The 14,059-nt window shown below is 32.1% G+C and carries 13 protein-coding genes; 2 read left to right on the top strand and 11 right to left on the bottom strand.

What is annotated here, in order from left to right:
- Positions 1-6: 6 nt before the first annotated feature.
- From secA to IPO86_02605, 11 genes are all read right to left on the bottom strand, one after another.
- Positions 7-3,315 (bottom strand): preprotein translocase subunit SecA, encoded by a 3,309-nt coding sequence (secA, locus tag IPO86_02655; protein ID MBK9726997.1) that lies wholly within the window; start codon positions 3,313-3,315, stop codon positions 7-9.
- A 249-nt stretch (positions 3,316-3,564) separates the two neighbouring features.
- Positions 3,565-4,221, bottom strand: a complete 657-nt coding sequence (locus IPO86_02650; GenBank protein MBK9726996.1) for a hypothetical protein — start codon at positions 4,219-4,221, stop codon at positions 3,565-3,567.
- Positions 4,199-4,963, bottom strand: a complete 765-nt coding sequence (locus IPO86_02645; protein MBK9726995.1) for a cyclase family protein — start codon at positions 4,961-4,963, stop codon at positions 4,199-4,201. The genes IPO86_02650 and IPO86_02645 overlap by 23 nt, the downstream gene beginning before the upstream one ends.
- A gap of 3 nt (positions 4,964-4,966) precedes the next feature.
- Complete coding sequence (locus tag IPO86_02640) at positions 4,967-5,848, bottom strand: NAD kinase (protein ID MBK9726994.1); 882 nt, start codon at positions 5,846-5,848, stop codon at positions 4,967-4,969.
- On the bottom strand, positions 5,848-7,083 hold the full coding sequence (locus IPO86_02635) for a hypothetical protein (GenBank protein MBK9726993.1): 1,236 nt from the start codon (positions 7,081-7,083) through the stop codon (positions 5,848-5,850). The genes IPO86_02640 and IPO86_02635 overlap by 1 nt, the downstream gene beginning before the upstream one ends.
- Positions 7,084-7,250: 167 nt before the next feature.
- On the bottom strand, positions 7,251-7,907 hold the full coding sequence (locus IPO86_02630) for a CBS domain-containing protein (GenBank protein ID MBK9726992.1): 657 nt from the start codon (positions 7,905-7,907) through the stop codon (positions 7,251-7,253).
- Entirely contained in the window at positions 7,904-8,671 is a 768-nt protein-coding gene (locus tag IPO86_02625; GenBank protein ID MBK9726991.1) for a TM2 domain-containing protein, read from the bottom strand. The genes IPO86_02630 and IPO86_02625 overlap by 4 nt, the downstream gene beginning before the upstream one ends.
- On the bottom strand, positions 8,668-9,891 hold the full coding sequence (locus IPO86_02620) for a PP2C family protein-serine/threonine phosphatase (GenBank protein MBK9726990.1): 1,224 nt from the start codon (positions 9,889-9,891) through the stop codon (positions 8,668-8,670). Before IPO86_02620 ends, IPO86_02625 begins: the two co-directional genes overlap by 4 nt.
- A complete protein-coding gene (locus IPO86_02615; protein ID MBK9726989.1) occupies positions 9,888-10,844 on the bottom strand; it encodes an ABC transporter permease in 957 nt (318 codons plus the stop codon). Before IPO86_02615 ends, IPO86_02620 begins: the two co-directional genes overlap by 4 nt.
- 7 nt (positions 10,845-10,851) lie before the next feature.
- Positions 10,852-11,184, bottom strand: coding sequence for a nucleotide pyrophosphohydrolase (locus tag IPO86_02610; GenBank protein ID MBK9726988.1), 333 nt, complete (start codon positions 11,182-11,184; stop codon positions 10,852-10,854).
- Positions 11,185-11,637: a D-tyrosyl-tRNA(Tyr) deacylase gene (locus IPO86_02605; protein MBK9726987.1), complete on the bottom strand. Its 453-nt coding sequence runs from the start codon at positions 11,635-11,637 to the stop codon at positions 11,185-11,187. It abuts the gene before it with no gap.
- Between the two features lie 458 nt (positions 11,638-12,095).
- Here IPO86_02605 and IPO86_02600 point away from each other — a divergent pair, with 458 nt between their 5' ends.
- Both IPO86_02600 and IPO86_02595 read left to right on the top strand, forming a co-directional pair.
- A complete protein-coding gene (locus IPO86_02600; GenBank protein ID MBK9726986.1) occupies positions 12,096-13,169 on the top strand; it encodes a COX15/CtaA family protein in 1,074 nt (357 codons plus the stop codon).
- A 57-nt stretch (positions 13,170-13,226) separates the two neighbouring features.
- The gene (locus tag IPO86_02595) at positions 13,227-13,988 is read left to right on the top strand and encodes an alpha/beta fold hydrolase (GenBank protein ID MBK9726985.1); all 762 of its coding nucleotides are present in this window, start codon (positions 13,227-13,229) and stop codon (positions 13,986-13,988) included.
- The last annotated feature ends 71 nt before the right edge of the window (positions 13,989-14,059 follow it).

Genomic DNA, 14,059 nt, shown 5'->3' with positions numbered 1-14,059 from the left:
TTGAAATTATTCTGTTCCATGACAGTTTTTAAACTTTTTTCCACTTCCGCAAGGACAAGGATCGTTTCTTCCAATTTTTGGTCCAACATTTCGAAATGTTTGTGGACTGGCTTGTTGCTCGGCACGTCCTGCTGATTCTGCTGCTCTTCTTTGATTTTCTTCAGCCCGATTTGTTTTAATCTTACTATAATCTGTCCGTTGAGATCTGGCTTCTTTTACTTCCTGGTTTACATTGATCAATAATTTTCCTTTTGATAACAAGGAGGTGATTTCTGTATTCATTTTATAAACTAAAAGTTCGAATAAATTATAGGCTTCTATTTTATAAATAACTAATGGATCTTTCTGTTCAAAACTTGCAGCCTGTACAGATTCTTTCAATTCATCCATATTCCGGAGATGTTCTTTCCAGTCATTATCTAATTTTATCAATGCGATTCCTTTTTCAATATCCCGCATGATAGACGCGCCATTTGTTTTAATAGCAGAATCAATTTCGGCAGCTATCGGCAGCGGCTCACTGTGCCCATCTGAATACGGTATTGCGATCCGTTGATATTTCTGTCCTTCGTTTAAATTTAAACTTTTTATATAAGGCATTAAAACATCCTTAATAATCCCTTCTTTCTTATGATAGGCATCAAAAAACTCATTAAAAAATCGATTTAAAATTTCTGATTCGCTTGCTTCATTAAAATAAGCTTTGTCAATATTTGGTTCGATTCCTAAAACACTGATACTTTCATATTCAAAACTTTCAAAATCATTCGCTGCTTTGCTTTTTTTAACAATACCTTCAACAGTAGAATGAAACATATAACTTAAATCGACTGAAAGCCGATCTCCATAGAGCGCATGGTTTCTTTTTTTATAAATTGCTTCTCTTTGAATATTCATGACATCATCATATTCCAAAAGTCTTTTTCGGATGCCAAAATTATTTTCTTCAACTTTCTTTTGTGCTCTTTCAATGGACTTGGTAACCATAGAATGTTGCATTACTTCGCCTTCTTTGTGCCCTAATTTATCCATGATTCCGGTAATGCGATCTGAGTTAAACAAACGCATTAAATTATCTTCAAAGGATACAAAAAACTGACTCGAACCTGGATCCCCTTGTCTTCCTGCCCGACCTCTTAATTGTCGGTCAACACGTCTGGATTCATGTCGTTCTGTACCTATTATAGCCAAGCCACCTGCGCGTTTTACTTCGTCAGATATTTTGATATCCGTTCCCCGACCTGCCATATTGGTTGCAATCGTAACTTTTCCAGGGTTTCCTGCCTCCGCTACAACTTCTGCTTCCCGTTGATGTTGCTTTGCATTCAATACATTATGCGAAATACCTCTTAATTGCAACATTCGGCTTAATTTTTCAGAAATATCAACAGAGGTTGTTCCAACTAAGACCGGCCGACCTTTACTGGTACATAATTCTATTTCATCGATTACAGCATTAAATTTTTCTCTGGCTGTTTTATATACTAAATCTTCCCGGTCATCCCGAATGATATTTTTATTGGTAGGGATAACAACAACATCTAATTTATAAATCTGCCAAAACTCTCCTGCTTCCGTTTCTGCTGTACCCGTCATCCCTGCTAATTTATGATACATCCGAAAATAATTTTGCAGCGTTATCGTTGCATAAGTCTGTGTCAATTCACCAACTTTTACATTTTCTTTTGCTTCAATTGCCTGGTGTAATCCGTCAGAATAACGTCTTCCTTCGAGTAACCTTCCGGTCCCTTCATCAACAATTTTTACATGTCCTTCGATTACAACATAATCTTCGTCTATTTCAAAAATTGTATACGCTTTTAAAAGTTGACTTACACAATGGAGTCGTTTTGATTTAGTAGAAAAATCTTCTAATACTTTTTCTTTTTGTGCTGTAATTTCTTCTTTACTTAATCCTGGGTTAATCTCTATTTGTTGAATGGTCTCCGATAAATCGGGAATAATAAAAAAATCAGGATCTGATTCTCCTTTGCATAGATAATCTATACCAAGTGCTGTAAGCTCAACCTGTCTGTTTTTTTCATCAATATTAAAAAGTAAAGGTTCATCCGCAACCCGCATATGTTTTGATTGCTCCTGCATGTAAAAATTCTCTGCTTTTTGCAATATATTTCGAATGCCATCTTCACTTAAATATTTTATTAATGCTCTTGATTTTGGCAATGCTCTGTAGGAACGCAAAAGTGATAAACCACCTTCGCCTTCATTGTGGCCGATCTTTCCTTCAAGAATTAATTTCCTTGCTTCTGTTAAAAACTGTGTAGCGATTTTTTTTTGTTCATTAACAAGTCTTTCAACCTTAGTCTTTAAAACATTGTATTCTTGACTTTCTTCATCTACATCCACAGGACCTGAAATTATTAATGGTGTTCTGGCATCATCAATTAAAACACTATCTACCTCATCCACCATTGCATAGTGATGTTTTTGTTGAACTTTTTCGTCTGCCGACCGAACCATATTATCCCTCAAATAATCAAAACCGAACTCATTGTTGGTTCCATAGGTGATATCGCAATGGTATGCTTTAATCCGCTCAGGGGAATGCGGTTTATACTTATCAATACAATCTACCGTCATTAATAAAAACTCAAAGATCGGTGCTATCCATTCAGAGTCTCTTCTGGCTAAATAATCATTTACAGTAACAATGTGGACTCCTTCACCAACCAAAGCATTTAAATAGGCAGGTAAAGTCGCCACTAATGTTTTCCCTTCCCCGGTTGTCATTTCCGCAATTTTTCCATCATGCAAAACCATTCCTCCGATCAATTGAACATCATAATGTATCATGTTCCATGTAATCTGACCACCGGCAGCCGTCCATTTGTTTGAATATATTACTTCATCGCCCGATAAATTTATATAAGATCTGTTAACCGCTAAATTTCTGTCATGATCTGTCGCTGTTAAAGCTAAGGTTTCATTATAAAAAAATCGTCTCGCTGTTTCCTTGACTACTGCAAATGCTTCTGGTAAAAGCTCCATTAAGATTTCCTCTATCTGTGCATTCCTGTCTTTTGCTTTTTGATCAATTACATTGTAAATATCTTCCTTGGTATAAACGTCTTGTTCTTGTTCTGCTTGATCTTTTAAGCTAATAATTTCCAAATCAATATCATTTAAATAATCCTTGATTCGTTGTTTAAATTCCAGGGTTTTATTCCTGAGTTGATCATTATTCAAGCTTTGATAGGCCGTTGCAAAATGATTTATCTCTTCTACTTTTGGTAAGTAAACTTTTACGTCTTTTTCCTGCTTCGTGCCGAAAATCTTTTTTAATATCCCGAACATAATCTGATTAAAATGTAAAATTAAGCTTTTTAAAGGGTCTTTGAGTACAAAAACCTTTCCTAGATTTGTTCAATTATTGCACAAATCATACCATAGGAATTTGAATGCCATTATGGCAGTCCTTTTGTTAACATCTGTTTAACGAATGTTGGCGCCACCCAAAACTAAACATTGAATTTACAGAACATCAAATGTAATTATATTCCATTCGATCGTGTTTTTGCACCCCTGCTTCTTTACATAAAAGAATTAATTTATTACCATTGATTTTATTCGATTTATAGTTTTTTGATAATGATTTAACTGCAATCCCATAAACCCTAAAATACTAATTACAAATAAACCATTTCTAACATACAAAATAAAATTTTCAAATTTTGAATTCACTGGAACGAAGACTACCATAGAAACTGCTGTTAAAAATAAAGTCAGTAGTAATAAGCCAATGATATATCTGTAATTGTTTTTATGAAATAATTGCTCCTCTTGAAGCACCATAAGAAATACCTTTTTACGATACGTTTTTACTTCTGGGTTAATTTTATATAATTCAATATATATTTTTAAAGAAGCTTTATATTTGTTTTCATTTTTTAGTGCCTCCGCTTTAAAGATTAAAATCTGGTTATAAATAAAACGTTGTCGATCATTAAAATCTTGTCCATTTAAAAGTTCAGCAACAAATAAATCTATTTGTTTATATAATATATTGTATTTGTCTAAATTAAATAATGCTTCTATAAAATTTAATTTAATTTCAATATATTCATCATAATCTAATTGCGAAATTTGATCGAAATAATATTCATAAAAATAGTAATAGTCATAGTATGCGTTTTCCGGGATCTTTCGAAATCTCGAAAACAAAACACTTGTAATTTTTTTATTTTGAATCAACCTGCTCATAAATATTATAAATTACGGGCCTTGATGGTGCAGCGTCTTGTTCCATTGATGCAACTTGAAGATTCATCAAATAGAGTCCATCCTTTATATGATTTGGAACATAAATTAACTCTGTTATGGTGCAATCATCAGCTCTATTACCCTCCCAAAAACAATTGTGGGATAATAATTTTCCCCCATCTTCTTCCCTGTCTACCGATGGAAGATCTATTAATAAATGCTTTATACCGAATTCTTTAATGCATTGTATTGCTTCAAAAGAAACATAAGGAGGATTGGTTCCCGAATAATGAGAACTCATTTTGTCATTGGTGTTTGGTAAGGTTCTGACAATTAAATATTCTGGTATATCGATCTCTTCTAAAAGAAGTTGCATACTTACGCTTGTAATGACCCGATCTCCATTTTCCATTTTTGTTGGATATACTGAAAGCAGATACGCAAATCCAAAAAATGATTTCAATTTAGAATTTATAGAATCTCTTTGCTTATTAATATGCCCAATTCCCTCCGTATGTGTTCCGCCTCCATGAATATTAATAAATGTATTATAATAATTTACAGGACCACCATCCTTAACGCTTCCAATAAATGTACCTTGTTTTACCGCCTGACTTGAGAAAAACGGCGCATAAAAACAATTAACCTGATTAAATTCTTCCTTATATGAAATTGATAAATCGATTCCTTTTGATAAATCGCAACGATATAAAATTCCTTTATTTTCAAATTGAATTTCCATAAATTAATTTCTTTGATCTAAGCCCCAGTTCAATTTGTCATGCATTGTTTTTGAAAAGCTAGAAGGTTGTAATTGTATCAATTGAATGTTAAAATCACACTTTCTGACCGCTAACTCAAATTCAGCTGTAATAACTTCATACCTTGAATCGAGCGTACATAAAAAATTATCTGTTCTACCTTCTACTTGAAAACTCAGTACGGCATCATCTGACAAAACAACGGGTCTAACATTTAAATTATGTGGTGCAACTGGCGTGATAACAAGATTTCTTGCCTGTGGAAATAAAATAGGACCTCCACAGGATAAAGAGTAACCTGTGGAACCTGTAGGTGTTGAAATTATCAATCCATCTGCCCAATAGGAATTTAAAAAATCACCATTTATATAGGTGTGTATAGTAATCATGGATGAATTATCCCGCTTTAAAATTGAAAAGTCATTTAACGCAAAGGGCGTTTCGCCAAATACAGGAAAATTACAATCCAATTGAATCAAGCTGCGCTGTTCCAGTTCATACATACCTTGATTTAAAAAATGTGCAGCATCTGCTATATATCTTTTTTCAATACTTGCTAAAAAGCCTAACCTTCCCAAATTTATTCCTAATATCGGTACTTGTGAATCTCTAACATAGGTAAGTGCACTCAAAATGGTACCATCGCCTCCCATGGTAATCAAACTATCCGGTTTTATTGTCATTAAATCAGAATAACCAGACCAGGTATTCATTTTCCGGATTGCTGGAATTTCATTCATTATTTGCTCAAAAAACAAATCGAATATATAAATCTCTGCTTTATCTTCCTTTAAATGAGATATAAGAGATGATATATGAGGATAATCATCTTGTTTTGCTTTCTGTCCAAAAATAAATACTTTCATTAAAACGCTTTCCTGGTGTGAAAATAAAATCCTGTTTCCTTTAAATGATTGATACTATAAATTACATTAAATTGGATTACATCATTTAATGTAAAATTAAGCCCTGCGCCGCTGCTATACAAAAATTTGTTTACTAAAACGTTATTTTTACTATAAAATGGATCATTTACATAGGCACCATTAAGTTGACCTGACAAATCAATATCTAATTTTATCCTCAATTTGGATTCACTTTTGATAATTTTAAAAAAATTCCATTGAAACGATTTAATAAAATATCGAAATTCATTGTTTAAATAAATATAATCCAAGCCATCAATTACATAGTGTTCATATCCCGATATATTGCTATCGCTATAACCTAAAGATTTATATAAATTATAGGGTCTTTTGTTTCGATCCATTCCAACTTGGGCTAATACAGCTGTTTGCAAATAACAATTATGGAATAATTTATTTGCTGTTTTTGCAATTTGAGCAATACTTAAAAATTTATATTTATCCCAAACTCCAAGTCCCGTTTTTTTAGCAATCCATGAAACGGAAAAACCTCTTGTGGGCCTAAGCAGATGATCAATATCATAATAACCGGCAGCAAGAAATGCAGAAGCGTAGGTTTGATCTGTATTTCCATTCAATAAAAAATCAGGATAGCGCTTTGCCATATCTTCATTAAACCGGTTTCGGAATAAATTAATACCAATATCATAGGTCCAGAATTTATTCAATTTATAATTCATTCCTCCTGCAAACTCTTTGGATGAATATAATACCCGATTGCCTTCTTTTATAAAAACTTGCTTGTTTTGAATTGTTTGTACTGCAATCTCTTTATACTCTGAAAAATAAAATGCTACTTTTAATCCGAATTTTGATGTTTTTGATATTGCTGGCCGGTAATATAATAGCTCTAATCTATTGGTATAACCCGTATGAAATTTAAATTTTAAACGGTCGTTTGCGCCAGAAAAATTTACATGCTGTGCTCCGAGTCCAAAATTAATTCTTTTAAAAGAGCGATCGTATTCGTTCCACCATACATTAAAATTTCGATCTGCCAATTCAAAAATTATATTTGGATACAGATACCAGTTTTCTTGTACCTCAATTATAAATTTAATTTTTGCATTTTCTTCAAAATGAAAAACCGTTTTGATATTTATTTGTAAAAATAAATTCGTCTTTCTTAAATCCGATGTAATTCGTGCAATGACCTGATCTAATTCAGATCGCAATATCCGATCTCCTGTATTATATCTTATTTCTCTAAGCGCATACCACGCTTTTGTTTTAACAAATCCATTAAATTCAAAACCTGAAATTTGCAGACTATCCAGACTTTGAGCATCTAATACTATGCGAATAGAAACAAACGTAAATATTAATAAAAAGCGGTGAATAATTATAGATTTAAATAATTCATCAACATATTGAATCGCTCTTTCAACACATCGCTAAATGCTTCTTCCGAAAAAACATCCACGATTTCAAGTCCATATCTTTCAAAAGAATTTAAGATCCCCTGAGCTTCCAGACAGTTTAATTTTATTGTTATTAAGATGGTTCCCTTATCCGATGTTTCGGTAACAAATGAACTTAAAATGATACAATCTTCTTCTTCAACAATTGCAGCGATTTTACTTAAGGAATAATCGAGCCTTCTTTGACTTAACACAACGATACATCCAGGCTCTGTCAAAGCAAAACTTTGTCCGTAAAATTGTAGTAAGGTTTGCTGACGAATGCAACCCATATAGTCATCATGGTCATTTACAACCGGGATACAACTTAAATGGCTTTCAACGATTCTTGACCAAATTTCAAAAAAATGACATTGTGGACCAACAGATTCAAATAATTCCACAGGAAGTTCTGAGATTTTTACATTGTCACTATAATTATGGAGGTCACTTTTAGTAATAATTCCTTTCAATTTTTTATGATTCAAAAGAGGCAGCTCGTTCAGAATATATTTTTCTAAAATGGACTTTGCTTCTTTTACGGTTTCTTTTCCAGAAAATGGGATGAGGTCTTTATCTAAAAAATTAAGTGCTATCATTTAAGTTCCTGCTTTAGTTCAATGGGTAAATCTTGTTTTAAGATAAATGCTTCTTGTGGCTGTTCGCGATCTTTATTTTTAAGTGTGTTTAAAATCGATGGTAATATTCTAAATTGATTGTTTTTAAAGAGTTCAAACGCTGGTAAAATCCGAATATATGCTAAGGCTTCTTGATTTAAAATTTTTTCCCATTCCTTAAAACCATAAGTCACTGCTAAATCAAGATGATAAAAGCTTTCATATGCTTTTTCTTCCAGGGAATAGGCACAAGCGATATTAAAATGCAAAGATTTATCATCGGGATTGGATTCTATCGCTTTTTTAAAATCTTCTATTGCCCCCTTGGTATCATAATCTTTAAATTTTTTTATTCCACTTTGTTTATAGTTTTCTCCTTCTCTTTTCTTATATGTGTTTACTAAATATTTAGGAGTACTTCGTTTCGTTTCAGCCTGATCATCATCCAATACAAAATACTTTCCAGTTTTGGTTTGTTCTCTTGCTTTTTCCAATCTTCTTCCATATCGATCTCTGAAATAATAACTATTGTATTTGCGATCAAATTCTGAATCATCCATGATCATCAATTTATAAGCATCGTACCAACCTAAAAAAGAAGTTAATGGGATTCCAAAAAATCGTCCAATCCAAATAAACAATGCAATATAAGCGATTCCAAGTTCTGGCTGTCTCAAATAAAACTTATGCGCACCAAAACCACCAGCTACAATTGCAAGAAGTACTGCTACAAATTTTTTCTTCATGACTCTGAGAATTTAAATGTCACAATTGCAATATCATCCGGGATTTCTTCATTTCCCTTAAAGTTTAATATATGTTCCATAATGGAATCGCACATTTCATTTGCCTTACAATCTTTATGGTCTAAAATATAACTCTTTAACATATTTTGAGAAAAGTTTTCGCCGTATTTATTCTTTAAGTCGGTCAAACCATCAGTATATGCGACCAAAACGGTTCCTTCTTCTAATTTAATTACACCTTCTTTAATTTCTGGTAACTGCTCAAAATGCCCGATGATTGTTGTTGTTGCTTTCAGTTCAATAACATTTCCGTTTTGATATAAAACAGGAGGTATGTGTCCTGCATTTACATAGTAAAGTAATTTCTTTTGAAGGTCTGCTACTGCTATAAAAAAGGTTAAATATTTTTCTCCTTTCGTAATCCGCATAACGGCTTGATTTAACACCATAACAAGTGTTTCCAAATCTTTATATTGTTGTCCGAGGTTTTGCAATAAGGCCTGGAAATTAGCCATTATCATTGCTGCTGCAATTCCTTTACCAGAAACATCAGCAATACAAAAGCAAATTTTGGTTTCTGAAAACCATATGTAATCAATATAATCACCACCCACTTTATAATGCGGCCGATAAACATTTGCCATTGAAAAATTTTTCCCAGATGGCATTTCGTTTGGGATCAGCATCTGCGTAACATCTTTGGCAAGCTCCCATTCTTTTTCTTGTTCTATTTGTCGTCTTACCAATCGCTTGTTTTCTATTGCAACAGCTACAATATTTGTAATAGATGTAATAAACTGGATATTATTAAAAATGTCATCTCCTTTTTTTACACCACTTATTAAGGAGTAAGCAATTGGATCTGTTTTATGATAAACCGGAATTATAAATTCAAACGATTGCAAGTTGGGATCGTCATCTTTTTTTATTGTATGCAAGCGATTGTATTTAATAAATAATTGCGGCAATTTTTCTAAATCTGTAGTGAGGTCAACTTGATGTGTGATTACTAATTGCCAGTTTTGATCATCTCTTATATAAAGTGCTAGTTTTTCAATACTAAGCTCCCAGGTTAAAAAGCTTTTATACATACTAAACAGCTCTTCTTGGGGTAAGTTTTCATTAATCGCTTGCGTAATATTTAGTAATGAAGTTATTTGGAGTTGTTTTAAACTCAACTCATTTTGCATTTTGTTTAATATCGTTTGATCCCGACTCATCTTTTTACTGACATTCTGACATCACCTAGGTCTCTTAAATAGCTCGTTATAAGCTGAAAGGCAAGAATGAGCAAAACTACAACAATAGATGGAATCAATGCCAACAATGGTTTTCCTGATATAGCATAAGAATACTGCTCTTGCAATATATTACCAAGACTAGGAACAGGAGGCTGTAATCCAAATCCTAAAAACGATAATCCAGATTCCAATAAAACGGCCAAGGCAAAATTTCCAGATACCAAGACCCAAACCGGTCCAAGTAAATTGGGTATGATTTGACCAAACAAAATTCTAATATTTGAATAACCTAAAGCTCTGGAGGCTTGTACAAAAACCATTTCTTTATAATATAATACCTGCGCTCTAACTAATCTTGCCACATCTCCCCACATGGTTAAACCGATTGCTATAAATAATGAAGTAAATGATCTTCCAAAGCTTAAAATTATTGCAAATGCTAATAAAATGGTAGGTAACGACCAAAATACATTTATAAAAATGGAAATAATTCGATCCGTTTTCCCGCCAAAATATCCAGCCAATCCTCCCAAAATTAAACCTATAATTAAGGATAACAATACGGATGCAAATCCTATAATTAAAGTATACCTTAATCCGATTATAATTCTACTGAAAACATCCCGACCATATTTGTCTGTACCAAACAAAAAAAGGATACATTCTCCTTCCTGATTTTGAGCTGGTGTTAAGTAATTATATTTATAAACACTGTTATCGCCATTCCAGGATTTATTAAAAAAATTTTGCTTGGAATCCGTAATTAAAATTTTTGTGAAGCAAGCCTTATAAAATGGATTCATAAGGGATACTTCCGGGATTTGAGTATTCGCATTTCGACTCTTATCGGGCACAACAAGATATGCTGCAATGGCTAATAAACAGCAAAAGCTTAAAAAAAATATTGCGAAATAAAAAACCGTTTTTTTCAATATAAAACTATTTCAATTTAATGTTTTCAAGATGCCGTTTAAAATCTCTTTTTGTCTTTTTTTCCAAATTGTCTTTAAATACCTGGTCCAAATCAATTTCCATTTGATTTGATAAACAAATTAAAACAAATAAAATATCTCCTAATTCTTCTTTAATATGCTCTTTTGCGTTTCCTTGGTCTTCTGTATTTTTAAAGGATTGCTCGCCATAAATGCGAGCTATATACCTTGATAATTCTCCAACTTCTTCCATTAATAAAACGGTATTTGTCATTTCATTAAAATATCGAATACCATATGTTTTGATCCAAGTATCTACAGCTTCTTGTTCAATTTTCATTTATTCTTTGTTTTTAGTATCTATGTATATGGTTACTGGCCCATTATTTATAAGTTGAATTTTCATATCCGCTGCAAATATTCCGGTTTTTATTGGCTTTCCAGTCAATTTTTCACATTCTGATATAAATTTCAGGTACCATTCTTTTGCTTCTTCCGGTTTCGCTGCTTTTGAAAATCCTGGTCTATTTCCTTTCTTTGTACTGGCAAAAAGTGTAAATTGACTTATTATTAGGAGTTCCCCCTGAATATCATTAATAGAAAGGTTCATTTGCTGATTTGAATCTGAGAATATTCTGAGCGACAAAATCTTGTTCACTAACCAATCTAAGTCTTCTTTTTGGTCACCCTGTTCTATTCCTAAAAAGATTAATAATCCTTGTTGTATTTCACAAAATTGTTGATTGTCGATAGTAACACTCGCTTTCAAAACTCTTTGAAGTATACACCGCATCCTTTATTTTTTAAACATGTCAATTATTTATAAAGCATAAAGTTATGAAAATCAAGATTGCTTTATATTTATTATTCCTTGAATCCTTTTAGCTTATTAACATTTTTTGGATGTTATTAGAATTTATTATAGAATTTTAATAAAACGTATCGCTAAACTCTATAGACAATTCATAAGTTTCATGTTCTTGAAGTTTTATCAACATTTTAATGAGTATACTTTTTAAACAGTCCTCTTTACTAACACTCGCTAATAACTTAATTAATATATTGATTTTAAATTATTTAAAATGTTTAAAAACGATCTTCAAATGTTAATTAATAGCATTATAATTCATTTTAAACTTATAAACAGCAGTTATATACATTCTTCATTTATTAATATTTATTAAATGAATATAGATGGGTATGAATTTATGTGGAATACAATTTTGAGAAAGTTTTGATCATTTTTGCATCATGGAATCGAAACAAACAAATGATTTGATTATAAAATGGCTTTGGGTTGGGATCATTATGGTCATTTTTCAGATTTTTTTAGGAGGTATCACCAGGTTAACTGGAAGTGGCTTGAGTATTACACATTGGGATATAATTACAGGGGTATTGTATCCATTTTCTGAGCAACAGTGGAATTATTATTTTGATTTGTATAAGCAAACACCACAATATCTTAAAATTAATGATAAGATGGATTTGTCAGCGTTTAAATTTATTTTCTTTTGGGAATATTTTCATAGACTTTGGGCACGTTTAATGGGATTTGTTTTTGTTTTGCCTTTAGCATATTTTTTATACAAAAAATGGGTCCCGAAATCACTTTACAAAAATTTGATTGTTATTTTTCTATTAGCTGTTTTTGTAGCATCCCTCGGTTGGATAATGGTTGCAAGTGGATTCGTAAATCATCCCTGGGTGAATGCGTATAAGCTTTCGTTTCATCTTTTAGCAGCTGTATTATTATTGTGTTATCTTTTTGTTACAATCCTAAAATTAAAAGATCCGGTAAACATTATAGATAGGCCGAAAATTATAGATAAAAGTTTAGGAGTACTTATAATATTAGTCCTTCTGCAAATTTTATTGGGTGGGGTGATGGCTGGTATGAAAGCATCTTTAATAGCGCCTACATGGCCAACGATAAATGGTAATTTTTTTCCTCCAGAAATATTTAGGATTTCTTCTTATACGCAGTTTTTATTTTCAGAATATGAATTGTCTCATACAGGACCTGTTATAATTCAATTTTTTCATAGAATGTGCGCGTATATTATTTTTATTTTAATATTGATTTTATGTATAATTTTTAATAGAAAATATAAGAATTATTCCTGCAGACCCATTTTTTATCTTATTTTATTATGTTTTTTTCAAATAGTATTAGGTGTTTTGACTTTGGTAAATAGTGTTGGTTATATACCCGTTTGGTCAGGTTCTCTTCATCAAATAGGAGGAATCATTTTGCTTCTGTATTTATTGAAATTGTATTTTAGTTTTCAACTTCAGTATAAGTCAAAGAATCTGAAACTGTAAACTTGCATTTTTTTTTATAAAGAATTAAGTTATTTTTGTCGTTATCTAATATAGAATATGGATTTTCAGCTTCTTGAGCAAGGTAAGTTTAGATTTATTGAAACAAAAACCGATGGACCAAACTTGCTTCTTTTACATGGTTTATTTGGTGCTTTGAGTAATTTTCAAGGTATTTTAGGTCATTTTAGTAAAAAATATAATGTGGTGGTTCCTATTTTGCCAATTTATGAACTTCCAATATTTCAAGCTTCTTTAAGTGGTTTGGTAGAACATGTTATTGATTTTGTCAAATTTAAGGAACTTCAAAGTATCAATTTATTAGGAAATAGCCTTGGTGGTCATATTGCTTTATTATATGCGTTAGCGGATCCTGATCGGATTAAAACGATCACATTAACAGGGAGTTCAGGATTATTTGAGAGTGGTATGGGTAGTAGCTTTCCGAAAAGAGGGGACTATGAATTCATTAAGAATAAGACAGCAGAAACTTTTTTTGACCCATCTGTAGCCACAAAGGAGCTCGTGGATGAGGTATATGATATTGTTAATGACCGGGGAAAGGCAATTCGGGTTATAGCAACCGCAAAATCAGCTATACGTCATAATTTAGGAGATAAACTACATACCATACAGGTTCCAACATTGCTTATTTGGGGTAAAAACGATACCATTACGCCTCCATTTGTAGCGGAGAAGTTTAATGAGTTAATTCCGAATGCAACACTCCATTTTCTAGAAAACTGCGGTCATGCTCCAATGATGGAGAAGCCAGATGGTTTTAATCATATTTTGGAGCATTTTTTGGAAATAAACAATTAGTTAAAGAAAAGGCTTGGATTTGAGTCGATAAATTGAGTAAAAAGCAGCGTTTTAGTTATAGAGGGTGTCAT

This window comes from Saprospiraceae bacterium (assembly GCA_016717265.1).
Lineage (GTDB): Bacteria > Bacteroidota > Bacteroidia > Chitinophagales > Saprospiraceae > Vicinibacter.
The sequence above is the reverse complement of the archived record's forward strand: the minus strand, read 5'-3'. Positions and strand labels throughout refer to the sequence as shown.